The following is a 24,569-nucleotide window of genomic DNA, read 5'->3' as shown; positions in this document are numbered from 1 at the left end:
GACCCGCCGCACGCACCGACGGCCGCCGCCCGGACTCCCGGGACGGCGGCCGTCGTCGTGTGTGGGGCCGGCTCAGGGGAGTCGCAGCGTCGTGACGACGGCCCGGTGGTCGGTGCCCGGCACGACGTGCGTCGAGAACGACTCGGCGGTGATGCCGCCGGTCGACAGCACGTGGTCGATCTGCGGGCCCAGCCAGGCAGGCGCCCAGGTCGGCCAGGTGCCGGACAGCCCGTTGCCGGTCTGTGCCGCCGCGTCGCCGCACCCGGCGGTCGCCTCGCGGAACACCGAGTGGTCGAGCGTGGCGTTGAAGTCCCCGGCGATCACGGCGGGGGTGTCGCCCGAGCACCACTGCCCGACCGTCCCCAGGTCCGAGCGCCACTGGCCGACCGAGCGCGGCACCGGCGCGACCGAGTGGAACGCGACGAACCGCAGCTCGCCCAGCCCGCCGCCGGTCGCCTCCATGTAGGGGAAGCGGACGTCGTCGCCGGCGCGGGTGCGGACGTCGCCGAGGCGCTCCGCGATCGCGACCGTGTTGCCCGTGACGTCGGCCCGGCGGGGCGACACCGACGACTCGAGGCGGTAGCCCATCGGCTCGAGCAACGGCTCGAGCTGCTGCTTGTAGCGACCGCCGGCCTCGGGGATCGAGACGATGTCCGGGTCCTCGTCGTCGATCAGCGCGGCGAGCGATCCGGCGTCGGCCTCGCCCTCGTAGACGTTGAGGGCGAGGACCTTGAGGGTGCTCCCGCCCGCGGGCGGGGTGGCCGACGCCGTCGTCCGGGGGAGCACCAGCGAGGCGCCCACCAGCGCGATCAGCGCCAGGACGACCGGCACCGGCCAGAACCGCCGGGCGAACGCGGTGACGACGAGCGCGACCAGCACCAGGACCGTCAGCGCCGCGACCCCGAGCGGCCGGAACGCGATGAGCTGTGCGAACGGCGAGTAGGCGTCGAGCCCGACCAGGTCCGGGAGGGTGGCGCCGGCGGCACCGACACCCAGGAACAGCGCGAACGCCCACCGGACCGGCCCGAACCGGCGGCGGGGAGGCCCCCGGCGGATCGGCTGGGTCTCGGAGTCGGGGTGGGGTGGCGCGCTCACCCGGTCCAGTCTGCCCGAGCGGGCCGCCCCGGAGCGGAGGATCCGGGGGACGGTGCGCCGATCGCCTGTGGACCCTCTCAGACACCGGCTTGCGTGATCGTCCGTCGACCGCTCCACGCTGCCGGTACGCGGGTCGGCGCCTCCTGGACGGGAGGCCAGTGAGCTGTGTCTCCGCAGCGGACGGTCAGGTGCGCACCCGCATCAGCCACGCCGACATCCCGGCGAACACGACGGCGACCGAGCCGCACACGGCGATCGCGGCGCCCGGCGAGACGGCGTCGACGAGGAACCCGGACAGCGGGTTCGCGATGGCGATGCCGAGCGTCGTCGCCGAGCCCTGCAGACCGGTGACCAGCCCGCGGACCCGGTCCGGGGCGAGCCCGCCGACGGCGTCGCTGCCGGCGGCCAGCGTCGGTGCGACGAGAAGTCCGGCGGGGAGCAGGAGGAGCAGCAGGCCCCACCACGACGAGGCGAGCGCGGCCGGCAGCGTCAGCAGGCCGAGGGCGGCGAGCAGCAGCGGGAGGGGCACGGCCCGGCGGGCGGCCCCGTAGGCGAACCCGCCGACCAGCGACGCCAGGCACCATCCGGCGTTGACCAGCGCGATCGCCCACGCCTGGTCGGCGGCGGTCAGCGCCGCGACGAACGCGAACTCGGTCCCCATGATCGCGATGACCGCGGCGGTCACCGTGAGCAGCGCACCCACCAGCGGGCGGGACAGCCAGCTGCGGACCGGTGGCCGGGGCTCGGAGCGGGCGGCGCCGCCGTCAGCACGGACGGGTGGATCGAGCCACCACAGCGCCAGCCCGGCCAGCACGAACCCGGCCCCGATCACCCGCAGCGAGACCGCGGAGCCCAGCCACACCGTCAGCAGCGAGCCGATGGCCGGGCCGGTCATGTACGACAGCTCGACCGACATCGAGTCCAGTGCGAACGCCGGACGCCGGTGCCCGGCCGGCACGATCGCCGCGATCACCTGCCGGACCAGGGAGAAAACCGGCAACGTCAGGACGCCCGCGACGAACGCCGCAGCCAGCAGCCCGGCGTACCCCAGCAACGGGGCGACCGACCAGAACAGCAGGCCGGACGTCGTCGTCAGCACCACCATCGGGCGCAGCCCGAAGCGGTCGATCACCGAGCCCAGCAGGGGTGCGCCGACCGCCATCCCGGTGGGGACGGCCGCCGCGACCAGCCCGGCGGCGCCGAAGCCGTAGCCCAGCGTCAGGACCGTGTGCAGGGTCAGGGTGACGCCGACGGCCGTCGCGGGGATCCGGGCCGCGATGCCGATCCCGGTGATCGTTCCGACCCCCGGGCGTCGCAGGACGTCGGCGAAGGCGCCGATCCCGGAACGCGGTGGGGCGGAGGTCGTGGCATCGGGCACCCGTCCATCGTGCGGGGCGGTGTCCACCGGATTCCGGCCGGGCCCGCCGTCCCCGGTTTGGTTCCGGAGGGCGCGGGAATCCCCGACGGGACTCCCGAACGAACGCCGACCACCACCACGAGGAGGCGCGGCAGTGACGAGCTCGCAGCCCAAGCCGACCACCACCGACTCCGGCAGCCCGGTCGCCAGCGACGAACACTCGCTGACCATCGGTCCCGACGGTCCCATCCTGCTCAACGACCACTACCTGATCGAGCAGATGGCGAACTTCAACCGGGAGCGCATCCCGGAGCGCCAGCCGCACGCCAAGGGTGGCGGCGCGTTCCTGAGGTTCGAGACCACCGAGGACGTCTCGCGGTACACGAAGGCCTCGTTCCTCCAGCCCGGCGCGGAGACGCGTGGCGTGATCCGGTTCTCCACCGTCGCTGGGGAGCGGGGCAGCCCCGACACCTGGCGCGACCCGCGCGGGTTCTCGCTGAAGCTGTGGACCGACGAGGGCAACTGGGACATGGTCGGCAACAACACGCCGGTGTTCTTCGTCCGCGACCCGATGAAGTTCCAGCACTTCATCCGCTCGCAGAAGCGCCGCGTCTCCAACAACCTGCGCGACCACGACATGCAGTGGGACTTCTGGACGCTCTCCCCCGAGTCCGCGCACCAGGTGACCTGGCTGATGGGCGACCGCGGCGTCCCGAAGACCTGGCGGCATATGAACGGCTACTCCAGCCACACCTACAGCTGGATCAACGACGCCGGCGAGATGTTCTGGGTGAAGTACCACTTCAAGACCGACCAGGGTGTCGAGTGCCTGACCCAGGACGAGGCCGACCACCTCGCCGGGGCGGACGCCGACTATCACCAGCGCGACCTCTACGACCAGATCGAGGCAGGCAACCACCCGAGCTGGACGCTGTACGTGCAGGTCATGCCCTTCGCCGACGCGACGACCTACCGGTTCAACCCGTTCGACCTGACCAAGGTCTGGCCGCACGCCGACTACCCGCTGATCAAGGTCGGGAAGCTGACCCTGGACCGGAACGTCGAGGACTACCACGCGGAGATGGAGCAGGCCGCGTTCGAGCCGAACAACCTGGTGCCGGGCACCGGGCTGTCGCCGGACCGGATGCTGCTGGCCCGCGGGTTCTCCTACGCCGACGCGCACCGCGCCCGGCTCGGCGTCAACTACAAGCAGATCCCCGTCAACGCGCCGCGGTCCGAGGTGAACAACTACGCCAAGGACGGCTCGATGCGGATCACGAACTCCCGTGACCCGATCTACGCGCCGAACTCCTACGGCGGGCCCGCCGCCGACCCGAAGCGGGTCGCGGAGGCGCAGTGGCACGCCGACGGCGACATGGTCCGCACCGCGTACGCCCTGCGCGAGCAGGACGACGACTGGGGCCAGGCCGGCACGATGGTCCGCGAGGTCTTCGACGACGCCGCGCGCGAGCGGTTCGTGGGCAACGTGGCCGGGCACCTGTCCGACGGCGTCACCGAGCCCATCCTCCAGCGCGCCTTCGAGTACTGGCGCAACGTCGACAAGGACATCGGCGACCGGATCGAGCAGGCCGTGCGAGGCGGCTGACGCCGCCCGTGAGTGGTTATCGTGGCTCTGGCCGCGTGTCGTGTCTCAGCACATCTGAGACAGATCTGTCTCAGCACATCGTGGACGGTTTGCTGGTGGTCCGCTGGTAGCGGACGCTGCGATCGAGGGTAAGGCTGGCGGCGACCGCGTCGTCGATGAGGATGGTGACGCGGTCGCCTTGCCAGAACACCTCCGCGGTGGTGCCTGCGTGGCGGCGGCCCAGACCGATCGAGGTTCCGGAGAAGCTGATGACTCCGGTCTCGGAGACGGTGCGGGTGAGGTGTCCGGCGATGCGGGGTGCGGGTCCGGCCGGTCGGGCGGGTTCGCGGGTGTGGAAACGCTGGTGCGGGGTGTCGCCGTCGAGGCTTTGGTGGCGGCGGTGGTTGTAGCCCTGCCGGTAGGTCTCGAGCAGGTTCTGGAGTTCGGTCAGGGTGGCCGGGGTGGGTCGGGCGGCGAGCCAGCGTTGCAGGGTCTGGTGGGCGCGTTCGTTCTTCCCGCAGGTCTGTGGGTGTCCGATCGAGGACACGATGGTGGTGATGCCCAGCGCGGCCAGGCGGCGTTCGAGGTCGACCAGGGGCCACTGGCGGCGCCGGCCGGAGAAGGCGGTGCCGTTGTCGGAGAGCACGCAGGCCGGGTGGCCGTAGCGGGCGAAGCCGGCGCTGAGCGCGGCCCAGGCGGCCTCGCCGTTCTCGCTGCTCGCGGCGTGGCAGGCGATGTCGAGCCGGGAGTGGTCGTCGATGACCTGCACCACCGTGGCGCGCCGGCCATCGGCCAGGACGGTCTGGGCGCCGTCGATCTGCCAGACCGCGTTCGGGGCCGGGTGGACGAACCGGTGCGTTCTGCGGCGGGGTCGTTTACGTGGTTGCGGGGTGATCTGGCCGCGGTCGGCCAGCAGCCGGTGGATCGTGGCCCGCGACGGGACCTCGGCCTGCTCGAGTGCCGGGCCGCTGCCGCCGCTACTGCCAGGGCCGCTGCCGGCGCTACTGCCAGGGCTGCTGCCGGGGCTGCGGCCGGTGCGGGCCGCGTCGAGCAGCCGCCAGCGGATGGTCTGGGCTCCGTGGTCCCAGCCCTGGTCGGCGAGTTCTTTGCGGGCCCGCACCACCGCCTCGGCCACGTGTTCGGCCACCGCGCTGGGACGGGTGTGCGGGGCACGTGAACGCGGTGCCAGACCGGTGCTGCCCTGGTCTCGGAAACGGGACAGCTTGCGATAGAACACCGACCGGGACACGCCGAGTTCTCGGCACACCCGAGCGATGTTGATCTCTTGCCCGGCGGCGGCCCGGGCGACCGCCGCGACGAGGTCGGGATCCATCTCGAACCCTGTTCCACCCACCTGGACCAGGCTGGTCGATCACCAGGATCGACCAACCCGGCCAGCGGGCTACTCAGTGTCCTCGATGTGCCGAGACATCAACTGTGTCGGATGTCCTGAGAACAGACACGTGGCTCTGGCCGCGATAACCACTCACGAGCGCCGGAGGCGCCATGGAGATCTGGCACAACCCGCGCTGCTCGAAGAGCCGCGCCACGCTCGCCCTGCTGCAGGAGCACGGCGTCGAGCCGGCCGTGCGGCGCTACCTGGACGACCCGCCGTCGCGGGCCGAGATCGAGGCCGCGCTCGCCGCGCTCGGCACCGACGATCCGCTCGTGATCACCCGCACCGGCGAGGCCGCGTTCCGGGAGCAGGGCCTCAAGGGCGCCGACCGGGCCACCCTGCTCGACGCCCTGGCCGCCGAGCCGAAGCTGATCGAGCGTCCGCTGGTGCGCTCCGGCGACCGGGCCGTGCTGGGCCGGCCGCCGGAGAACGTGCTGCCACTGATCGAGGGCTGAGGCCGGTGGGTCGCGGGCGCCGGGTCACGGATGCGGTCGAGCCGGGACGGCGCGACGTGGCGTGGACTCGCGGGTGTCCCACCTCGTGCTGGCCAGGCGGCGTTCCGCGAACGTGAGCAGATCGAACACGTCCTGTGCGAAGTAGCCGCGCGTCCCCCGCTCCAGAGTCCTCCGGGTGAGGACACCGGCATCGGTGAGCTCGTCGAGGGCTTTGTGCGCTGCGGGGGCCGACACGTCGAGGAGACGACGGACCGTCGCCGCCGTGACGAGCGGTGCCTCCGGCAGGAGATCGAGCAGGCGGGCGACCCCGGAACCCGATCGCGGCACGTCCCGCACCCCGCGGCCGGCCCGTAGCCGCGACAGCCGGGCCGCCCAGTCGGTCCGCAGCTCCGTGAGATCGGACGCGAACCGGGTGACCTGGTCGACCGCGGTCCCGGCGGCGTCGACGAACGTGCTCAGCCAGGTCTCGGTACCGGCGCGGGCGGCATCCGCGTCGGGGGGTCCGAGATAGCGGTAGGCGGTGAGCCCGTCGACATAGGCGTCGGAGTGGGTGAGGAGCACGAGACTGATGGGGAGGATGGCCGCCGGGGTCAGACCGCGCCTGGTGAGGACCGTGTGGATCAGAGCCCGCCCCACCCGGCCGTTGCCGTCGGTGTAGGGGTGGATGGTCTCGAACTGGGCATGGACGAGGGCCGCCTGGACCAGAGGCGCGTGGACGCCGCCGGCCGCATAGGCGACGAGATCCTCCATCAACGGCCGGACGTGCGTCTCCGGCGGCGGGACGAACTGGGCCCCGAGCGGGTTCCAACCGCTTCCCCCGATCCAGTTCTGGACAGTGCGGAGGCCGTGGTGCCGTTCCTCCGGGAGCAGCGCGCGGTGCAGCCCGTCCACGGCGCCCACCGTCACGTCGAGGCCCTCGGCGAGATCGGTCGCGGCGGAGCGGAGGACCGCGATGTTGTTCGCGACGAAGCGGGCGCTCGCGCTGATCCTCCCGCGTCCGACCGGTTCGGACTCGGCGAGCTCCGCGAGCGCCACGCGCTGCGCGGACACGTGCATCCCCTCGATGCGCGACGACGCGATCGCCTCGGAGCGGAGCAGGAACCGGGCCAGCCCCTCGAGACCACGCGCCGCAGCTCCCGAGGACAGCGCGCGGACGGAGGCCTCGACGCCGGCCGCCCGGGTCGCGAGCTCGCCGCCGAGCGCGAGCGGGCGCCCGTCGAGCGGATCGGGGACGTAGGCCTCGTAGCGGCCACCGCGCCGGGCTTCGCGGGTCGGCGCGTCCCAGGACGGTTCCCAGGTCCGGACCGTCAGCTCGGCCATGCTCGACGCTCCTGCCGTAAGTTGCTCAGAACCCCACTGTGGTTAACTTTCGAGGGTCAAAGTTAACCACAGTGGGGTTCCGGTCAAGGAAACGGCGCACGCCGGGTCAGCCGGCCAATGCCCGGCGGACGAAGTCGACCTCGGTCGCGATCAGGTCCAGCTGGTCGGACACGACGAGCGACCCGTGGCCGGCGTCGAACCGGCTGACCTCGTAGGCGACGTCGTCGCGGCCCGCGAGGGCGTCCAGGTAGTTGTCGATCTGCCGGATCGGGCAGCGCGGGTCGTTCTCCCCCGCCAGGACCAGCACCGGCACCCGCACCGCGTCGACGTAGGTCAGCGGCGACGCCTCCCGGTAGAGGTCCGGCAGGTCGGCGGGGGAGCCGCCGAACAGCGCCCGGTCGAACGCCCGCAGCTGCTCCATCTCGTCGTCGTAGGCGGCCACGTAGTCGGCCACCGGCACCCCGGCGACGGCGGCCGCCCATCGCTCCGGCTGCGATCCCGCCGCGAGCAGCGCCAGGTAGCCGCCCCAGGACCAGCCGTCGACGGCGCAGCGGGCCGGGTCGACGGTGCCGTCCGCGACCAGGGCGTCCTGCACCGCGGCGACGTCGTCCAGCTCGGTCAGGCCCGGCCGGCCCTCGATCGCGTCCCGCCACGCCGAGCCGTACCCGGTGGAACCGCGGTAGTTGATCTCGACGACGGTGAACCCGGCGTCGACCCAGGTGGCGCGGCCGGCGTCGAACCGGTCCTCGTCGGCGGCGTGCGGGCCGCCGTGCAGCACGAACACCGCCGGTGCGGGGCGGTCGCCGGTCCGGGGTGCCTCGGTGACCAGGGTGTGCACGTCGCCACCGGGGCCGGTGGTCCAGACGTCGCGTACCGGCAGCGAGCCGGGCGGGCGCTCCCCGGGCGGCGCGACCAGGACGTCGTCGGTGCCGTCCGGGCGCAGCGCCCGGATCTGCGACGGGGTCGCCGCCGACGACGACGAGTACTCGACGGTCCCGTCGGCGCGGACCTCGGCGGAGCCGACGCAGCCCGGTGCCGTCGCCAGTTCGACCGGAGTGCCGGTGGCCAGGTCGTAGCGGAACAGCCGGGTCCGCGCCGCGTGCGTGTGCGCGATCAGCAGCGCGGACGCGTCCGGGTAGAAGCCGCCGACGAGCTCCCCGGGCAGGTCGATCTCCAGCTCGGTGACCGCCCCCGTGGTCGGGTCCCAGATCAGCAGCTCCTCGCGGCCACGGCGCTCGTGCGAGACCAGCAGCCGCTGGTCCCCGGCGACCGGCGCGAACTCCAGCGGGGCGAGCCCCTTGCCCGGGCCGTCGTGCAGCTCGCCGACGACCCCGCCGCCGTCGAGGTCCAGCACCCGCAGCGACGGGTGGCGGGAGTCGCCGTGCTCGGAGTGCGAGATCGCGAGCAGCGTCTCGTCCTCGGACAGCGCGCCGACCCCGGCGTCCTCGGTGTGCCGGTAGACGACCCTGGCGGGTCCGGCCGAGCCGCGCTCGTGGACCAGCAGGGTGGTGCCGTCGTCGGTGGAGACGCCGACCGCGGTCCGCCGCCTGCCGATCTCCAGACCGGCCGGGTAGCCGTCACCGGCGCCGGGGACGGCGGGCTCGGTCGGCGCGCCGGCGGCCGCGGACCACGGCTGGGCGACCCAGTGCCCGAACTCGTCGCCGTCGGTGTCGGCGAACCACCACAGGTGCTCCCCGTCCGGCGGCAGGACGGCCGAGGTCGTGCCGTTGCGCCGGTCGGTCACCTGCCGGTGCTCGCCGGAGTCCCGGTCCCACACGTGGATCTCGAACGTGCCGGTCGCGTTGGAGACGTAGGCGGTGCGGTGCGGTGCGTCGAGCGCCCAGTCCGGGCGGGACATCCGGACCGCCGTGAACCGCGAGCGCCAGCGCTGCTCGCGCTCGTCGTCGAAGAGCTTCTCGGGAACCGGGGCGGCGGGGTGGGACGTCACGCTCCCGATCGTGCCCAATGCCACGACCGGGTGTACCGGGCGGGGGTCACACCACCGGATCGGGCAGCATGGAGGGCATGCGGAGATCGGCCGGCCTGCTGTTCGCCGGTCTGCTGGTCGTGACGCCGCCGCTGGCGGCGTGCGGCACGGCGGGCGGCGCGGCGCAGGCCGGTCCGACCCGGGTCGCGACGGCCGATGCGAGCGGTCTCACCCCGGTGCGGTTCGACTTCTCCTCGGCCGCCGGGGTCGAGGCGGTGGGCACGGTCGTCGTACCCCGTGGGACGACGGTGGTGCTGACGGTCGGCAGCGACGTCGCACGACGGGTGCTGGTCCCCGAGCAGGGACGCGCCGTGGACGTCACCGCGGGCGGGACCGTCACGATCCGGTTCCTCGCCCTCGGCACGCTGTCGGTGCGGGTGGCCGAGCCGGGCGCGGACCGGGGCGGCACGGTGATCGGCCGCGTCGTGCCCCGGCACTGAGGCCCGGGTCAGGCCAGCGCGTCGGCGCGCTCGACGATCGCGCGCAGGCCCTCCGCGAGGTCCACGCCGCTCGGCGCGGACTCGGGGTCGAGCATCCACTGCACCATGACGCCGGTGAGCAGTGCCTGGTAGACGGCGCCGAGCACGTGCACCCGCCGGTCGGCGGCGGCCGGGTCGTCGTCGGGCAGGGTGTGGAAGGTCAGGGCGAGGCCCTCGCGGACCTCGTGCTGGGCCTCGGCGAGCTTGGCCCGCAGCTCGGGCAGGCGCTCCGCCTGGGCGAGTGCCTCGACGTGGGTGGCCCACAGCCGTCGCTGTGTGGAGAACAGGCTGATCACCCGGCCCCACGTGTCCTCCACCCGGCGGTCCGGGTCGGAGGTCGCGGCACCGTCGGGCTCGGCGAGTGCGCGGTCGAGCTCCTCGCCCCACGCGGTCGTGGCGCGCAGGAGGGCCTCGGTGAGCAGTGCGTCCTTCGACCCGAAGTGGTAGCCGATCGACGCGAGGTTCGTGCCGGAGGCGGCGACGACGTCACGGGCGGTGGTGCGGCCGAAGCCCTTCTCGTAGAGGCACTGCGCCGCCCCGTCCAGCAGCTCCTCGCGGTGTCCCATGATCGGGAAACCTATCCGAGCGGGACGGACGGCCGTACACCGGCCGTTCACCGATCACCGGTTCCCGAATATTCGACAGTTGCGTGACGCCGGTCACGACGGGTAAGGACTTCGGGGAGGGTGCCCCCACCGGAGCGGGTGCCCGCGCCCGACGAGGAGTCCCCGTGAGCAGACTGCGATTCGGAACCTTCCTGGCCCCCTTCCACAAGCCCGGCCAGAACCCGACCCTGGCCCTGCAACGCGATCTCGAACTGGTCGAGCACCTCGACCGCCTCGGCTTCGACGAGGCGTGGATCGGTGAGCACCACTCGGCCGGGTCGGAGATCATCGCGTCGCCCGAGATCTTCATCGCCGCCGCGGCCGAGCGCACGCGCAACATCCGGCTCGGCACCGGCGTCACGTCGATCTCGTACCACAACCCGCTGTGGGTGGCGGACCGCATGGTGATGCTGGACCACCTCACCCGCGGCCGGACGATGCTCGGCTGCGGACCCGGCTCGCTGCCGACCGACTCGGCGATGATCGGTCTCGATCCCACCGCCACCCGCGAGCTGCTCGCGGTGAACCTCGACATCATCATGCGGCTGCTGCGCGGCGAGGTCGTCAACGCGGAGACGCCGACCCACAAGCTGATCGACGCCCAGCTGCAGCTCGCGCCCTACACCGATCCCTGCTTCGACGTGGCCGTCGCCGCGGTCGCCTCACCGACCGGCCCGCGGATGGCGGGGCAGCACGGCGTCGGGCTGATGTCGATCGGCGCGACGCTCACCCAGGACGGCTTCGACGCGCTCGCCCACCACTGGGACGTCGTCGAGGAGCGCGCCGCCCACCACGGGCAGCCCGCCCCGGACCGGGACAAGTGGCGGCTGGTCGGGCTCATGCACGTCGCGGAGACGCGGGAGCAGGCCTACCGCGACGTCGAGTACGGCATCGAGCACTGGTTCAACTACTTCCAGAAGGTCGCCGCGTTCCCGCAGATGGCCGTCGACGGCTCGAACGTCCGGGAGATGATCGACTTCATCAACGACGCCGGTATCGGCGCGATCGGGACCGTCGACGACGCGAAGGCCCAGGTGCAGAAGCTCGCCGACCAGTCCGGCGGCTTCGGGTGCATGCTGCTGCTCGGCCACGAGTGGGCCAACCCGGAGGCGACCCGCCGGTCCTGGGAGCTCATCGCCCAGTACGTGATGCCCGAGTTCCAGGGCCAGGCCGCCGGGACGCTCGCGGCGAAGGACCGGGCGTCGTCGACCCGGGAGCGGCACGCGCAGACCCAGCTCGACGCGGTCGACACGATGACGAAGCGGTACGAGGAGGAGCGGAGCGCCGGCTGAGCACCGCCCCGGCGCGGCGGCCGGCTAGCGGCCGCCGCGCCGGGGACGGCCGATCCCGGCCAGCCACAGCGACGCCAGCACCGCGCCGGGCGGGGCGGCGACCAGCAGGAACCACCACGGGGACAGGTCGGTGAGCAGCGCGACGACCCCGGTCCCGGCGGCGGCCGCAGCCGTCACGCACAGCCAGATGATCGACAGCACCCGCATCGCGACGCCGCCCGGCGACGACGAGAACACCAGCCCGTCCCGGCGCGGCTGCGGCCGCGCGACCGGCAGGTCGCGGGTCACCCGGGACAGGTCGCCGCGGGTGCGCATCCGCCACACCTCGGCGACGCGCTCGTCGAACTCGGACAGGTCGATGTAGCCGTCGGAGTGGGCGGCACGCAGCCGAGCGGCGACCACCTCGCGGTCGGCGTCGGAGATCCTGACGTCGTCGTGGTGCACCGGCTCGTTCACCACATCGACTATGCCCGTGTCCGGCCCGGTCGTGCCACGCTGCGGGAGTGACGAGGGTGGTTCCGGAGCGGATCCGGTTCGCGGCGGGCGTGGTGGACCCGTCGCCGTCGACGCGGGTGCTCGAGATCGGGTGCGGCCCGGGCGCGGCCGCCGAACTGCTCTGCCCGCGGCTGTCCGGGGGCCGGATGCTCGCGGTGGACCGGTCGGCCGTCGCGGTGCGGCGGACCACGGAGCGCAACGCCGCGCACGTCGCGTCCGGGGTGCTCGAGGTCCGCGAGTCCGCGCTGCACGACCTCGTCGTGCCCGACGGGGCGGTGGACGTCGCGTTCACCGTGAACGTCAACCTGTTCTGGACCCGTGACCCCGCCCCCGAGCTGGCCGTGCTGCGGGCCGCGCTCGCGCCGGGCGGTGTCCTGCACGTGCTCTACGAGGGCCCGCCGCCCGACGCCGTACCGGCGGGGCTGGCCCGGCACGGGTGGGTGGTCACGCCGGTGACCGGCGACGGCGGGGCGGGCGTCTCCGCCCGCCCCGTCTGAGACACCGTCGCCGTCACTCGCAGGCGACACCGTCGCCGTCGCGGTCGAGCTTGGAGCTGTAGCCGGCGTCCCCGCGGTACAGCGGCGCGGCGCCGGCGCTGCGGGCCGCCGAGCAGTTGGCGTAGTAGGCCGACGAGCCCGACGAGCTGCCCGAGCCGGACGAGACGAGCGGCTGCGGCGCGGCCGGGACGTAGGGCCGGTCGACGTCGGTGTCCGGCTCCGCGACGAGGGCCGGCGCCTGCGCCGCGGGTGCGGCGGCAGTGGTCGGCGCACTCTGCGGGGCGACGACCGGCGCCGGCGGGGCGGGCGGGGCGGCGGCCTCCCCGAGCACGATCGGGTCGCCGGGGGCGGCCAGGGCGGCGACGCCGGGGAGCTGGGTGGTCACGGTGCCGGCGGCGACCCCCGCGATCGACCCGGTCGACGGGCCGAGGACGACGTTGCTGAAGCCTGCGGCCGCCAGCACCTCGCGGGCCTGTCGGTCGTCCATCCCGACGACGTTCGGCACGGTCAGCAGGGCCGGAGCGACCGGCGCGGCCGCCACCGGCTGGACGGCCTGGACCGGGGCGTTCGCGGCGGCGACGATCATGAAGACCGACATCAGCACGCAGATCGCGCTACCGGTCCAGCCCAGCACCGTCCCCGCGGTCGACCGTCCGGGACCCGCCGCGCGGCCGCTGCGGAAGCGCGCCCGCCCGGCGTGCGAGAGGACCGCCGCGGGCACGGTGACCAGGAGCCCCAGGATCGGCACGAACCCGGCCACCAGACCGACCAGGCCGAGCCAGAACCCGGCGGTCGCCGGTGCGTTCCCGCGCGCCACCGGCGCCTGCTCGACGGTGGTGGCCCAGGGCTGGGTGGCGGTCATCGGCTGTCCTCCCGAGTGGTCCGTGCGGCGCTGCTGCCGCGCCTGCGAACGGCCTATCGGGAGGTGTCACCGGGCCATTACCGGGCGTCATCAAGGGTGATGACGGCTAGGGGACCAGCACCAGCTTCCCCACGGCGGTGCGCTCGGCGTAGCGCCGGGTCGCCTCCTGCGCCCGCTCCAGCGGGAGCGTGGCGGGCGCGGGCGGGTGCAGCTCCCCGGCGGCGATCCGGCGCAGCACCTCCGCGGCCAGGTCCCGTGCCGCACCCGGGTCGTTCCGCGACCAGTCACCCCAGTCGACGCCGACGACGGTCCGGTTGCGGAGCAGCACCACGTTCGCCGGCAGCCGCGGGATCTCGCCCGAGGTGAAGCCGATGACGCAGAACCGGCCCCCGGTGCCGAGCGCCCGCAGCGCGGCCTCCGCGTTCGGGCCGCCGACCGGGTCGATCACGACGTCGACGCCGCCGCCGGTCCGGTCCCGCAGCGCGTCCTTGAGCGCCGCGGGGGAGTCGCCGTAGCCGATCGCGTCCTCGGCGCCGGCCGCCAGCGCGGCCTCCCGCTTGTCCTCCGTGGACGCCACGGCGAGCACCCGGCCGCCCGCGGCACGGGCCTGGTCGACGGCGGCCAGCCCGATCCCGCCGCCCGCGCCGAGCACGACGACCCGGTCTCCCTCGCGGACCGTCACCCGGTGTCCCAGTGCGAACGCGACCGTCCCGTAGCCCTCCATCGAGGAGGCCGCGACGTCGGCGTCCACGCCGTCGGGAACAGGCACGAGCTCGTCCTCGGCGACGACGGCGTGCGAGGCGAACCCGCCGAACAGGCCCAGGAGCGCGGCGACCCGCTCGCCCGCGCGGGGCCCGGACGCGACCGTCCCCGCCACCGCGGACCCGGGCGTGAAGGGCAGCTCCGGCCGCAGCTGGTAGCCGCCGCGGGCGATCAGCCCGTCGACGAAGCTGACCGCCGCCGCCTCGACCTCCAGCAGCACCTCGCCCGGACCCGGCCGCGGCGCCGGTTCCTCGACGACCTCCAGCCGCTCGGGATCGGTGAACTCCCGGCAGAGCACCCGTCGCACCGCGCCTCCTCGTGTCGTGGATCAGTGCGAGCCTGCCACGGCGGCCGCGAGCACCTCCCGCACGCTCCGTGGTTCCCGCCCGGTCCACCGCCGCACCGCGTCGCTCGTCCCGGACTGCGCGCCGGTGGCGATCAACCCGTCGAGCCCGGCCAGGACGGCGGCGTAGTCGGCGGGCATCCCGTCGGCGACGAGCCGGTCGGTCATCGCGGCCACGCTCACCGCCACGTGCCGGGCCGGGGTGCCGGTCACGTCCGTCCAGACCGCGCAGACGTCGTCGTAGGACAGCGCCTCCGGGCCGGTGACGACGACGTCGGGCTCGGGCGGGCCGTCGGCGAGCAGCAGCGCGGCGGCGACGGCGGCGATGTCCCCGGCGTCGACGAACGGGAGCCGGCCGTCGCCGGTGGCGGTCACCAGCTCGCCGGAGCGCAGGCCGCGGGCCGTGAGGTGGTCGCCGAGCAGGTTCTGGGTGAACCAGGACGGGCGCAGCAGCACGGGCTCCGGGACGGTCTCCGCCACGAGGTCCTGCACGGCGCCGAGTCCGGGGGTGCCCCGCTCGACGGCGGCCGCGCTCAGCAGCACCACGCGGCGCAGGCCGCGTCCGACGGCCCGCTCCAGGGCCGGGGCGACCACCGGCGCCGGGTCGGGCGTGGCGAGCGGGGGGAGCAGGTAGAGGCGGTCGACGCCGTCGAACGCGGCGTCGTGCGTCGCGGGGTCGGCCCAGTCGAACCGGACCGGGGTGGACCGGGCGGCGCGGCGGACGTCGGCACCGGCGTCGTCGAGCAGTGCGGCGACCCGGGAGCCGGTGGTGCCGGTCGCGCCGGTGACGAGGACGGTCATCGCGTCGGCTCCGCGAGCCCGGTGCGCCCCAGCGTGTCCTGCACCGCGAGTGGGCTCCAGTAGTCGCGGTATCCGGTGATCCCCTCCGGTCCGACGGTCACGACGGCGACGTAGCCGATCGTGTAGGGCTCGCCGCTCGCGACGATCCGGCCTTCGACCGTGAACTCGACGACCAGGGTGTCCGGGTCGGTGGTCTCGTGCCGGGTCTGCGCCACGACGGAGCCGGGCAGCAGCAGGTCGTTGTAGCCGTCGACGTAGCGCGCCACGGCGTCCCGCCCGTCCAGGTGCGACGGCGACCCCGCGGCCGCGAACGGGAAGTCCATCGTGCCGCCGGGGGCCCACAGCGCGGCGAAACCGGCCATGTCGTGGTCGAGGATCCGGTCGAGTGCCGCGTCCATCGCGCGGTGTGCGCGCTCGCGGCGGTCCTGCTCGTCCATCGGGTGACTCCGGTCTGGTCGATACGGTCCCGTCCCGACCAACTATGGACGGGACGGGGCCGTCTCGTCCAGTCGTATGCTGTGACCATGACCGCTCGCCGACCCGCGACCGGGGCCGCCGTGCTCCGGCCCGAACTGACCGAGGCCGTCGTCGAGGCCGTGCTCGTCGAGCTCGCGGAGGTCGGCTACGGCCGGCTCTCGATGCAGCGCGTCGCGGCGCGCGCGGGGGTGGGCAAGAGCGCCCTCTACCGGCGCTGGCCCGGCAAGGACAGCATGGTGGTCGACGTCGTCGGGCGGTTCGGCGTGCCGGACGACCCCGCCCCGGACACCGGGACGCTCGCCGGGGACCTGCGCGAGCTCGTCGCGGGGATGCGGGACTGGCTCGACCACCCGCGCCTCGGCCTCGTCCTGCCCGACCTGCTGGCAGAGGCGCGTCGCTCACCGGAGTTCGCGTCGGCGTTCCGCGAGCGGCTCGCCGGGCCGCGCCGCGCCCGCTCCGGCGCGGTGCTGGAGCGTGCCGTCGCGCGCGGCGAGATCCCGGCCGGACGGGCCGCCGGGGCCGACGCCGAACTGGTCGTGGACGTGCTCGGGAGCGTGCCGTTCTGGCGGCTCACCGTGCACGGCGCACCCCTCGACGACGATCTCGCCGACCGGCTCGTCGCGTTCGTCGTCCGGGGGCTCACCACAGGGTGAACCGGGGCGCAGGAAAGGGCATGATCCACTGGCGTCCGGGTACGGCTGGATCCGGCGCCCGGGTGCTCGCCGGGGGCCGCACGCGCGCTACCCGGCAGACGTCCGAAGGAGGATCATCCCGATCGTGTCCGCCGTCGACCGACCCGAGAAGCGTCCCGCGCCCGCGGGACGTCCGGTCGACGGCCGGAGCACTCGCTGGGCCGCCCACCGCGCCCGGCGGCGGGAGGAGCTCGTGGACGCCGCCCTGGCCGTCCTCGGGCGGGACGGTCCGGACCTCGGTCTGGACCAGGTGGCCCACGAGGCCGGGGTGACCAAGCCGGTGATCTACCGGCACTTCGGCGACCGGGCGGCGCTGCTCGACGCGATGGCCGAGCGCGCGACGAACCGGTTGATGGAACGCCTCATGCCGGCGATCTACGACGAGGGCGCGATCCGCCCGCGCATCCGCGCCTCGCTGGACGCCTTCATGCGCTTCCTCGACGACTCGCCGAACATCCACCTGCTGTTCCGGCGCCGGCTGCCCGGGCAGGGCGACGAGGTCGCCGACGCCGGCCGGGAGTTCATCTCCGGCGCGCTGGCCGGTCTGCTCGGGAGCTACGTGGAGTCGCTCGGGTTCGACGAGCCGGAGCTGGTCCAGATCTGGGCGCAGGCACTGGTCGGGTCGGTGCAGGCGACGGCCGAGTGGTGGCTGGTGCACCGGGCGGTGTCCCGGGACGCCGTCACCGAACACCTCACGGCCCTGATCTGGGCCCAGATCGACGGCCTCGCCCGCGAGAACGGGATCGATCTCGACCCCGATGCCCCCCTTCCGGTGAGTACCGAGCCGAAATAGGCGTTACTCCGCGTATAGAGTACTCTCCGTGTCCGACCGGCACGACGGGTTCGTGCCCGGTCGCTGCGTGTACATGCGCACGGGCCTCTCGGGGAACGCCGGGCGCGCATCGTGTGCGGAGGGGGACCGATGACGGAGGCGACGAGCGGGCAGGGGGCGGAGCCCTCGGCGTCCGGATCGCGCGACGACCTGGCACCGGGTGGACCGCGGGCGAAGGCCCGGGGCTGCCTCTGTTCGGTGCTGGCCAACGCCGCGTTCCGGTCGGGTGCCGTCGACGAGCCGTGCGTCGATCCGCGGTGCCCGATGCACGCCGGGCCGGACGGGCCGGCCTGACCCACGACCACGACGGGCCGTTCCCACGTCCCGTCCGGCCCGGTGGGGTGGGGTCACATCGGGGGATTCGTGACCCCGCCCCGCCCTCGCGCGCACCTGCAGGAGAGACCGTGTTCGATCCCGAGCGCGTCACCGCCGAGCTGCACCGCGAGCTCGGCGCCGTCCGCGAGGAACGTCCCGTGGTCCGGCACGCCGCCACGGCGACCCAGCTCCGGATCTCGGGTGACGTGACGACGGCCGGTGGCCGCACCGTCGTCCGTGCCGAGTTCACCTCGCCGGAGCCCGCGGTCCGGCTGCGCCGTGAACTGGTGGACCTGTACGGCCGGGCGTCGGCCCGCGCCGACGCCGTCGACGTGTCGGGCCACCCGCTGCGCTATTTCGTCAGGGTGACGGCTACCGGCTCCGACCTGGCCAGGGCCACCGGCCTCGTCGACCGGACGGGCCGTGCCGTCCTCGGGCTCCCGCCCGCGGTCGTCGGCGGCGGGCCCGCGGTCGCCGCCGGCGCCTGGCGCGGTGCGCTGCTCGCCCGTGGCCGGATCCTGCGGTCGTCGGGCCGGGTCCGGATCCAGGTGGGCTGCCCCGGGCCCGCCGTGGTGCTGGCACTGGTCGGGGCCGCCCGGGGGCTCGGGGTGCTGGCCGTCGCGCAGGAGACGGCGACCGAGCACCGGGTCGTGGTCCGTGATCCGGACTGCATCGACGCGCTGCTCCGGGCGACCGGTGCTCCGGGCGTCGCCGACCTGCTGCGCCGGTGCGCGGCGGCGGCGCCCCCGGCCGCGTCGCGGACGCTGAACGTCCCGTTGGAGACCGTCAACGCGCGCCGGGCGGCCGAGGCCGCCGACCGGACCGTCGCCCGCGTCCGGTGGGCACTCGACGTGCTCGGGCCGGACGCGCCGGAGCAGCTGCGCAGTGCGGGTCTGCTGCGTGTCGGGCACCCGGCGCTGTCGTTGTCCCGGCTCGGGCAGCGGGCCGACCCGCCGCTGTCGAAGGACGCCGTGGCCGGCCGTCTCCGCCGGCTCGTCGCCCTGGCCGAGGAGCACGCCGGACCGGGCTGATCCACGCCACGACCGGCCGGACAAACACATGGCAGGTAGGGTCGAGTGGTCCGCCCGAATTCATTGGGAAAAGCGCTATCACGGGGGAACTGTTTCGATGCCTCGGTCCGAGCCGGTCGCCAAGAATCCCGACAAGGGTTACGTCGCTCTCCTCGGATGGAGTCTGAACGCGGTCGAGGCGCTCGACCGTTTCGACCGGAGATATGTCGTCGTCGCTCCGGAATGGGCCGAGGAGTACTGCGCCGAGCACGACATCCCCTACGTCCCGTGGAACTTCGAGCGACTCAACGACCGATCGATGGAGATCGCCGAGACGCTGCAGGAGAGGGGCGTCGACGTCGCGATCCCGCTGTTCGAGGAGACGGTGGAGTGGGCCGGGGCGATCAACTCCGTCCTGATGGACAACCCCCGGCTCTTCGGCCAGGCGATGCTGCTCCGCGACAAGGCGCTGATGAAGCGCCGTGCGCAGCTCGGCGGCATCCGGGTGGGGATCTTCGAGGAGGCCCACGACCGTGAGGACGTGATCCGGTTCCTCAAGCGGGTCAACCAGACGCTCCTCAAGCTCGACGGCGACCCGAACGACCCGATCCACCTCAAGGCGTTCGACAAGGCCGGATGCCTCGGGCACCGCGTCATCCGTACTCCGGACGAGGTCGACACCATTCCGGACGAGGAGTTCCCGGTCCTGATGGAATCCCACCTCGACGGTTGGGAGTTCGCCGTCGAGGCCTGGGTCCACAACGGGAAGATCAAATTCCTGAACATCTCCGAGTACGTCACCCTGGGCTACTCGGTGTTCGTCCCGGCGACCCCGGAGCTCGAGAAGTACCGCCCGGCGATCACCGCGCAGATCGAGAAGCTCATCAAGACCTTCGACATCGAGTTCGGGTTCGTGCATCCGGAGTACTTCGTGACCTCCGACGGCGAGATGTACTTCGGCGAGGTCGCCTACCGGCCGCCGGGCTTCAAGGTCTTCGAGCTGCTGGAGCGCGCCTACGGGTTCAACGCGTACCAGGCGCTCGTGCTGGCCTTCGACCCGACGACCACCGAGGAGGAGATCGACGCCTTCTTCCCGAAGGAGGTCGAGGGTGCCGAGGGCGTGGCCGGGTGCTTCGGCGTCTACCCCCGCCGGCGCGTCGTCAGCGACCTTCAGATCCCGGAGGAGACCGAGGACGACGACTACTACGAGTCGCACGACCTCTCGGCGCCGCTGGAGGAGACGGTCACCAAGCGGACCGCGTTCGGCACCCACTGGGGCCTGCTGTACTTCTTCGGGGACGACCCCTACCGCATGCGTGATCTGTTGAAGAAGCAGGAAGAACTCGACTTCTACGTCTGAGGCCCGCGTCAGCGGGAACACCGGACGCAGAACACCGAACGAGGGAAGCCGTGTGAAACCGACCCCCGACGTCGCGGACGAGACCCCGGTGCTGGACAAGCGCCTGGTCTCGCTCGACGACGCCACCCGGGCCCTGGCCCAGACCGCCGACTTCGGCAAGACGACGAAACTCCGGCGGGTCCTCGAGCAGCTGCGGCGGGTCCTGCTGCAGCCGGGCGGGGCCGCCGCTGTCCAGGCCCGGGCCCGGGAGCTCGAGGAGGCCGGCGTGTTCCTCGGGACGGACTGGGCCACACCGGAGATCCTCGTCCCGTCGTTCGTCGGACCGGGGCTGCACAGCGGGGACGCGGACACCGTCGTGATGGAGGCGACCAGCGAGCTCCGGACGCTCGCGGTCGCCAGCGGCGACTACGAGCACCCGTCGCTGACCCCGGAGGACGCCCGCGAGTTCCTGTCCCAGGTGCTGGCGATGAACCTGGAACTGCTGTTCACCCCGCCCACCGAGGCGGAGCGGACCCGGCAGGGCCGGACGGCGCAGCTCATCCGCGACCTGTTCCGGCACGTGGCCGACGTCGTCGGCTACGACGTCGTCCTGGACAAGCTCGTCGAGGAGATCTGGCGGGTCCTGCGGCAGCGGCCGATCCAGGTGGACCAGGTCGCGTCGCTGATCACGCGGCTGTCGATCTGGCGCGGTGACCCCGACGTCGACCTGTCGTCCGGGCAGGGCCTGGACCGGCTGATCACGGCGTTGTTCGGGACCACCGAGGCATGCCGGGACGACCCGGGTGTCGACGTCTTCCGGTCCCGGCTGGAGGCGATGGACACCGGTGGGCTGCAGTACGAGGCGTCCGGGTTCGCCCGGGCCATGCACGACACCGGCCTGGTCTCGCCGTACCACGCGGAGCTGCTGCAGTTCCTCCGCCACGAGAGCGACTACCTCATCGCCGAGGCGCTCGGGGTGTCCGACACCGGCAAGAACTGCCTGCTCCGCTACCGGGACCTGGTGCACCGGCTGATCGAGGAGGCGGTGACCCCGCAGACCGCCCAGTGCATCTACGGGCTCGCCCTGCTGCTCGACCGCGGCATTCTCTACGAGCCGCCGGTGGTGCCGTCGCTGTGGCGGCAGATCGCGCTCGAACTGTCGCCTGCCGCCCGCGAGCGGCTGGTCGCGGCGTTCGGCGGCGACCCGGCGCCCGAGGTGCGGCTGCTGGCCGGCGTGCTGTCGATGCTCGGCCAGCCGCTGGGCATCGGGCAGGGTGACAACCCGACCTGCCAGTCGGCCCGTGCGCTGTCGATGTGGGCCTACAACGATCCCGACTACCTGCTGCAGATGGTCGTCTGGGCGGCCCGCGACGACGAGATCATCATGCACTTCGAGGGCCAGCGGATCTCCTCGCAGGAGAGCGGGGCCGGGGTGGCCCAGGCGCTGCCGGTCGACCTCGACCCGGTGTCGCTGGTCGTCGTGCCGCACCTGGACCGGATCTACGCCGAGATGGGCCGCCGGTGCGCGGACCGGCCCGGTGACCCGCACCGGTGGGTCAACCCGGAGTTCCACGGCTGGTGGGCGCACCGCGGCTTCCACATCGACGTCGACGTCGCGACGGGCAATCTGGTCGACCTCGATGACTTCCTCCGCCAGTTCCACGCCGGCTACCACCCGGCCTACAACGGGGCGCAGCCGCTGATCCACCCGCAGCCGGCCGGCGTCGCCGTCACCGACAGCGCCGCCCGCTACGTCGGCTGGCACGCGATCACCATCCTGCGGGTCGCGCCCGATCCGCAGGACGTGATGCGGGTGTACTTCTACAACCCGAACAACGACAGCGGGCAGGACTGGGGCGACGGCGTCGTGGTCTCGACGGCGGGCAACGGGGAGCGGTTCGGCGAGGCGTCGCTGCCGTTCGACCAGTTCGCCTCGCGGCTCTACATCTTCCACGTCGACCCGCTGGAGCGCGGGGAGCCGGAGAAGGTGCCCGACGCCGACATCGCCGGGATCATCGGCTACATCGAGCGGAGCTGGGGCGCGGACCGGCTCCCGGCCGGGCAGCTGCAGGCCACCGAGGGGACCAGGCCCGTCTGACGGGCACGGATCTGCCGGTTCAGCCGGTGCCGTCGAGCGCCTCGGCCACCATGCGGTGGCCCTGGCGCTCGAACGGCTCGTCCCCGATCCCGTACGCCCAGACGGCGGTGGCGACCGCCTCGCGCACCTGCTCCCGCCGCCAGGCGGCCGGTTCCCGCGGGTCGGCGCCGTAGCCGTCGAGGAAGGCGCGTTCCCGCTCCGGGTGCCCGCGGAACTGCTGCGCGGCCAGCCGGACCAGGTCGGTGGCCGCGGGGCGCAGGTCCGCCCGCCCGAGGTCGATCACGGCGACGACGCCGTCGTGCACCAGCCAGTTCCGTGGCTGCCAGTCGCCGTGGGTCGGGACGAGGGTCGCCGGGCCGTCCGGCCAGGACGCGATCTCGGACCGCAGCCGGTCCGCGGTCGACGGCGCGATCCGGTGCGGGCGGGAGAGGTGTGCGAGCGAGCGGTCCCGCATCCGCGCCTCGTACCCGGGGTCGACGACGGACGGCTGGTCGTGCAGCAGCGCCAGGAGCCGTCCGGCCTGGCGGTAGGTACCGGGGTCGTGTTCGGACGGGTCGCCCTCGACGAGCCTGCCGGGCAGGTACCGGGTGACGAGCAGCCGGGCGTCGTCGTCGGCGTGCAGGAGAGCCGGGACGTGGCCGCGCAGCGGGCCCAGCCACCTGCGGTGGGCGCGCAGCTCGCGGACGATGTGGGTGTCGGCGTCGTCGCCGGCCTTCACGATGTGCTCGCGCCCGGCGTGGCGCAGCTGCAGGACCGTCGTCCCGGCGAGGCCCCAGCTGTGGTCGTGCACGAGCTCGGCGCCGGGGAGCCAGGCCGCGAGGAGGGCGGACTGGGCCGCGGTGAGCGGCATCGGTGCCTCCTCTCCGTGGACCGAGGACCATGCACGATCATGGACCGTCGCCCGGCTGCCGACACGGACGGGTGAGATCCGGATCCCCGTGTTTCCACCAGGGCGTCGCACGAGACGGTGTCGATCATCGACCGCGACGGGCACCTGGAGGCTCGTGGGTACTGGCACCGACCGCGTCCCGCCCGATCCCCTCGTCACCGGCGCGCACCGCGTCGTCGTGCTGGACGTCCTGCGCGGTGTCGCCTTGCTGGGCATCCTGCTCGTGAACATCTGGTCCGTCGCCGAGACGGTGCCCGGCACGGCACCGATCGACGAACTGGTGCGGGACGTCCGCCGCCTGTTCCTCGTCGACAAGTTCCACATGCTGTTCGCGTTCCTGTTCGGGTACGGCATCGCGACGCAGTTCGAACGGTCCGGCACCGGACGCACGACGGTGCGCCGGCTCGGGCGCCGGATGGCCGTGCTGCTCCTGCTGGGGCTCACGCACGACGTGCTCGCCGTCTACGCCGTGGCCGGGGCGATCACGGTCGCGATGCGCCGGATCAGCACGGGCAACGCGGTCCGGGCCGGGGTGATCCTGCTGCTCGCGGTCGCGGCGTTCTACGGGATGACGGCGTCGCTCGCGTCGGGGCCCGACGTCGCGGCCGGGCCCGTGCCGCCCGTGCCGCCGCCCGGGAACCCGTTCGTCGCGCTCCTCGCCGACCGGCTCGCCGAGCTGCCGACGACCCTGCTCTCGCTGCCGGACTACCTCGCCCTGGTCCTGTTCGGACTCGCGGCGGGCAGACGTGGCCTGCTGCACCGGCGCGAACCGACCGATGCGGCACTGTGGACGGTCCTGGTGACGGGGCTCGTGGTCGGGGTGCCCGGTGCGGTGCCGTCCGTGCTCGCGCCCGTCGAGGGCGGGCTCGACCCGGCCGCCGCGGTGGCACGGGGCCTGTCCCTGCTGACGGCACCGGCGTTCGTCGCCGCGTACGTCGCGGGACTGCTCCTGCTGCACCGGACGGGCATCGGACGGCGGATGCTCGGCGTCGTCGTCCCGGCCGGGCGGACGGCGCTGACGAACTACCTCGCGCAGGGCTGGCTGTGCCTGCTGATCTTCCCGGCGGCCGGACTCGTGGACCGTGTGCCGACACTCGGGACGCTCGCGATCGCCCTGGCGATCTTCGCCCTGTTGCTCGTCGCGAGCCGGTGGTGGCTGCGCCGGTTCCGGTTCGGGCCGGTCGAGTGGGTGCTGCGTTCGGCCACCTACTGGTGCCGGCAGCCGCTCCGCCGTCGGTGATCTCACTGGCCGGACGCCGATGAGATCCCGGGGCGCGTCCGGTCTGTATCGGTATGAGCGGATTCCAGACCTACCTCGACAACGCCGAGGCGCAGACCGGCATCACCCCGCGCGCGTTCCTCGACCTCGCGCAGGAGCGGGGGCTCGCCACCGCGAAGGCCGGGGAGATCATCGCCTGGCTGAAGTCCGACTACGGGCTCGGGCACGGCCACGCCGCGAACCTCGCACAGCTGATCACCAAGGGCCCGGACGCCGTCGCCGACCGCTACAACGGCGGTGAGCCGCTCCGGCTGGACGGGCGCAGCGCGTAGCGCTGCGGTGTCCTCGCCGCCGGGCCGTCGTTCTA

General features: G+C 73.5%; 25 protein-coding genes. 13 read left to right on the top strand and 12 right to left on the bottom strand.

The genetic code is table 11. The features are described from left to right. Positions 1-72: 72 nt before the first annotated feature. Both PP1_RS15020 and PP1_RS15015 read right to left on the bottom strand, forming a co-directional pair. Positions 73-1,095: an endonuclease/exonuclease/phosphatase family protein gene (locus tag PP1_RS15020; RefSeq protein ID WP_010243955.1), complete on the bottom strand. Its 1,023-nt coding sequence runs from the start codon at positions 1,093-1,095 to the stop codon at positions 73-75. 184 nt (positions 1,096-1,279) lie between these two features. Beyond that, entirely contained in the window at positions 1,280-2,473 is a 1,194-nt protein-coding gene (locus tag PP1_RS15015) for an MFS transporter (protein WP_010243954.1), read from the bottom strand. A 133-nt stretch (positions 2,474-2,606) separates the two neighbouring features. Here PP1_RS15015 and PP1_RS15010 point away from each other — a divergent pair, with 133 nt between their 5' ends. Then, positions 2,607-4,058 (top strand): catalase, encoded by a 1,452-nt coding sequence (locus tag PP1_RS15010; protein ID WP_010243952.1) that lies wholly within the window; start codon positions 2,607-2,609, stop codon positions 4,056-4,058. 70 nt (positions 4,059-4,128) lie between these two features. Here PP1_RS15010 and PP1_RS15005 read toward each other — a convergent pair whose 3' ends face one another. Next, entirely contained in the window at positions 4,129-5,391 is a 1,263-nt protein-coding gene (locus PP1_RS15005) for a DDE-type integrase/transposase/recombinase (RefSeq protein WP_249265922.1), read from the bottom strand. A gap of 152 nt (positions 5,392-5,543) precedes the next feature. Here PP1_RS15005 and arsC point away from each other — a divergent pair, with 152 nt between their 5' ends. After that, complete coding sequence (arsC, locus tag PP1_RS15000) at positions 5,544-5,888, top strand: arsenate reductase (glutaredoxin) (protein WP_010225707.1); 345 nt, start codon at positions 5,544-5,546, stop codon at positions 5,886-5,888. 24 nt (positions 5,889-5,912) lie between these two features. Here the strand turns inward: arsC and PP1_RS14995 are convergent, their stop codons facing one another. Next, positions 5,913-7,208 (bottom strand): Fic family protein, encoded by a 1,296-nt coding sequence (locus PP1_RS14995; protein WP_010225705.1) that lies wholly within the window; start codon positions 7,206-7,208, stop codon positions 5,913-5,915. Positions 7,209-7,314: 106 nt separating this feature from the next. Next, positions 7,315-9,156, bottom strand: a complete 1,842-nt coding sequence (locus PP1_RS14990; RefSeq protein ID WP_010225703.1) for a prolyl oligopeptidase family serine peptidase — start codon at positions 9,154-9,156, stop codon at positions 7,315-7,317. 77 nt (positions 9,157-9,233) lie between these two features. Here PP1_RS14990 and PP1_RS14985 point away from each other — a divergent pair, with 77 nt between their 5' ends. Then, on the top strand, positions 9,234-9,635 hold the full coding sequence (locus PP1_RS14985; protein WP_139316960.1) for a hypothetical protein: 402 nt from the start codon (positions 9,234-9,236) through the stop codon (positions 9,633-9,635). 8 nt (positions 9,636-9,643) lie between these two features. Here the strand turns inward: PP1_RS14985 and PP1_RS14980 are convergent, their stop codons facing one another. After that, a complete protein-coding gene (locus tag PP1_RS14980; protein WP_010225699.1) occupies positions 9,644-10,240 on the bottom strand; it encodes a TetR/AcrR family transcriptional regulator in 597 nt (198 codons plus the stop codon). 164 nt (positions 10,241-10,404) lie between these two features. Here PP1_RS14980 and PP1_RS14975 point away from each other — a divergent pair, with 164 nt between their 5' ends. Next, complete coding sequence (locus PP1_RS14975) at positions 10,405-11,571, top strand: LLM class flavin-dependent oxidoreductase (RefSeq protein ID WP_010225697.1); 1,167 nt, start codon at positions 10,405-10,407, stop codon at positions 11,569-11,571. Positions 11,572-11,595: 24 nt separating this feature from the next. On the opposite strand, the gene PP1_RS14970 is transcribed toward PP1_RS14975, so the two are convergent. Then, a complete protein-coding gene (locus PP1_RS14970) occupies positions 11,596-12,027 on the bottom strand; it encodes a DUF1707 SHOCT-like domain-containing protein (RefSeq protein WP_157178924.1) in 432 nt (143 codons plus the stop codon). A gap of 47 nt (positions 12,028-12,074) precedes the next feature. Between PP1_RS14970 and PP1_RS14965 the strand changes: the two genes are divergently transcribed. Further along, entirely contained in the window at positions 12,075-12,563 is a 489-nt protein-coding gene (locus PP1_RS14965; RefSeq protein ID WP_083696992.1) for a class I SAM-dependent methyltransferase, read from the top strand. Positions 12,564-12,576: 13 nt separating this feature from the next. On the opposite strand, the gene PP1_RS14960 is transcribed toward PP1_RS14965, so the two are convergent. The 4 genes from PP1_RS14960 to PP1_RS14945 all read right to left on the bottom strand — a co-directional run bounded on the left by PP1_RS14960 (position 12,577) and on the right by PP1_RS14945 (position 15,768). Next, positions 12,577-13,425, bottom strand: a complete 849-nt coding sequence (locus PP1_RS14960; protein WP_060574235.1) for an excalibur calcium-binding domain-containing protein — start codon at positions 13,423-13,425, stop codon at positions 12,577-12,579. 106 nt (positions 13,426-13,531) lie between these two features. Next, a complete protein-coding gene (locus tag PP1_RS14955; RefSeq protein WP_029239229.1) occupies positions 13,532-14,494 on the bottom strand; it encodes an NADPH:quinone oxidoreductase family protein in 963 nt (320 codons plus the stop codon). A 21-nt stretch (positions 14,495-14,515) separates the two neighbouring features. Next, positions 14,516-15,331, bottom strand: coding sequence for an oxidoreductase (locus tag PP1_RS14950; RefSeq protein ID WP_010225158.1), 816 nt, complete (start codon positions 15,329-15,331; stop codon positions 14,516-14,518). Further along, positions 15,328-15,768, bottom strand: coding sequence for a nuclear transport factor 2 family protein (locus tag PP1_RS14945; RefSeq protein ID WP_010225160.1), 441 nt, complete (start codon positions 15,766-15,768; stop codon positions 15,328-15,330). The genes PP1_RS14950 and PP1_RS14945 overlap by 4 nt, the downstream gene beginning before the upstream one ends. Positions 15,769-15,855: 87 nt before the next feature. Here PP1_RS14945 and PP1_RS14940 point away from each other — a divergent pair, with 87 nt between their 5' ends. The 6 genes from PP1_RS14940 (at position 15,856) to PP1_RS14915 (ending at position 22,094) form a co-directional block, all read left to right on the top strand. Continuing rightward, entirely contained in the window at positions 15,856-16,461 is a 606-nt protein-coding gene (locus tag PP1_RS14940; RefSeq protein ID WP_033198788.1) for a TetR/AcrR family transcriptional regulator, read from the top strand. Positions 16,462-16,585: 124 nt separating this feature from the next. Then, positions 16,586-17,293, top strand: coding sequence for a TetR/AcrR family transcriptional regulator (locus PP1_RS14935; protein ID WP_010225170.1), 708 nt, complete (start codon positions 16,586-16,588; stop codon positions 17,291-17,293). Positions 17,294-17,422: 129 nt separating this feature from the next. Further along, a complete protein-coding gene (locus PP1_RS14930; RefSeq protein ID WP_010225175.1) occupies positions 17,423-17,626 on the top strand; it encodes a hypothetical protein in 204 nt (67 codons plus the stop codon). 110 nt (positions 17,627-17,736) lie between these two features. Then, positions 17,737-18,678, top strand: a complete 942-nt coding sequence (whiA, locus tag PP1_RS14925) for a DNA-binding protein WhiA (RefSeq protein WP_075313922.1) — start codon at positions 17,737-17,739, stop codon at positions 18,676-18,678. A gap of 97 nt (positions 18,679-18,775) precedes the next feature. After that, a complete protein-coding gene (locus PP1_RS14920; RefSeq protein ID WP_010240941.1) occupies positions 18,776-20,017 on the top strand; it encodes an ATP-grasp domain-containing protein in 1,242 nt (413 codons plus the stop codon). A 52-nt stretch (positions 20,018-20,069) separates the two neighbouring features. After that, entirely contained in the window at positions 20,070-22,094 is a 2,025-nt protein-coding gene (locus PP1_RS14915) for a hypothetical protein (RefSeq protein ID WP_010240939.1), read from the top strand. A 19-nt stretch (positions 22,095-22,113) separates the two neighbouring features. Here PP1_RS14915 and PP1_RS14910 read toward each other — a convergent pair whose 3' ends face one another. Continuing rightward, positions 22,114-22,944 (bottom strand): phosphotransferase family protein, encoded by an 831-nt coding sequence (locus tag PP1_RS14910; RefSeq protein ID WP_010240938.1) that lies wholly within the window; start codon positions 22,942-22,944, stop codon positions 22,114-22,116. A 154-nt stretch (positions 22,945-23,098) separates the two neighbouring features. On the opposite strand from PP1_RS14910, the gene PP1_RS14905 reads away from it, so the two are divergent. Next, on the top strand, positions 23,099-24,223 hold the full coding sequence (locus PP1_RS14905) for a DUF418 domain-containing protein (protein ID WP_010240936.1): 1,125 nt from the start codon (positions 23,099-23,101) through the stop codon (positions 24,221-24,223). A 53-nt stretch (positions 24,224-24,276) separates the two neighbouring features. Next, positions 24,277-24,534 carry a DUF4287 domain-containing protein gene (locus PP1_RS14900; protein ID WP_010240934.1) on the top strand — a complete coding sequence of 86 codons (258 nt, stop codon included), beginning with the start codon at positions 24,277-24,279 and terminating at the stop codon, positions 24,532-24,534. Positions 24,535-24,569 lie beyond the last annotated feature (35 nt).

This window comes from Pseudonocardia sp. P1, assembly GCF_000178675.2.
Taxonomy (GTDB): Bacteria; Actinomycetota; Actinomycetes; order Mycobacteriales; family Pseudonocardiaceae; genus Pseudonocardia.
The sequence above is the reverse complement of the archived record's forward strand: the minus strand, read 5'-3'. Positions and strand labels throughout refer to the sequence as shown.

Coding starts and splice junctions, on each gene's coding strand:
- PP1_RS14900 (WP_010240934.1), top strand. CDS start 24,277: ATGAGCGGATTCCAGACCTACCTCGACAACGCCGAGGCGCAGACCGGC.
- PP1_RS14930 (WP_010225175.1), top strand. CDS start 17,423: ATGACGGAGGCGACGAGCGGGCAGGGGGCGGAGCCCTCGGCGTCCGGA.
- PP1_RS14960 (WP_060574235.1), bottom strand. CDS start 13,425: ATGACCGCCACCCAGCCCTGGGCCACCACCGTCGAGCAGGCGCCGGTG.
- PP1_RS14920 (WP_010240941.1), top strand. CDS start 18,776: ATGCCTCGGTCCGAGCCGGTCGCCAAGAATCCCGACAAGGGTTACGTC.
- PP1_RS14995 (WP_010225705.1), bottom strand. CDS start 7,208: ATGGCCGAGCTGACGGTCCGGACCTGGGAACCGTCCTGGGACGCGCCG.
- PP1_RS14940 (WP_033198788.1), top strand. CDS start 15,856: ATGACCGCTCGCCGACCCGCGACCGGGGCCGCCGTGCTCCGGCCCGAA.
- PP1_RS14985 (WP_139316960.1), top strand. CDS start 9,234: ATGCGGAGATCGGCCGGCCTGCTGTTCGCCGGTCTGCTGGTCGTGACG.
- PP1_RS14945 (WP_010225160.1), bottom strand. CDS start 15,768: ATGGACGAGCAGGACCGCCGCGAGCGCGCACACCGCGCGATGGACGCG.
- PP1_RS14950 (WP_010225158.1), bottom strand. CDS start 15,331: ATGACCGTCCTCGTCACCGGCGCGACCGGCACCACCGGCTCCCGGGTC.
- PP1_RS14910 (WP_010240938.1), bottom strand. CDS start 22,944: ATGCCGCTCACCGCGGCCCAGTCCGCCCTCCTCGCGGCCTGGCTCCCC.
- arsC (WP_010225707.1), top strand. CDS start 5,544: ATGGAGATCTGGCACAACCCGCGCTGCTCGAAGAGCCGCGCCACGCTC.
- PP1_RS14980 (WP_010225699.1), bottom strand. CDS start 10,240: ATGGGACACCGCGAGGAGCTGCTGGACGGGGCGGCGCAGTGCCTCTAC.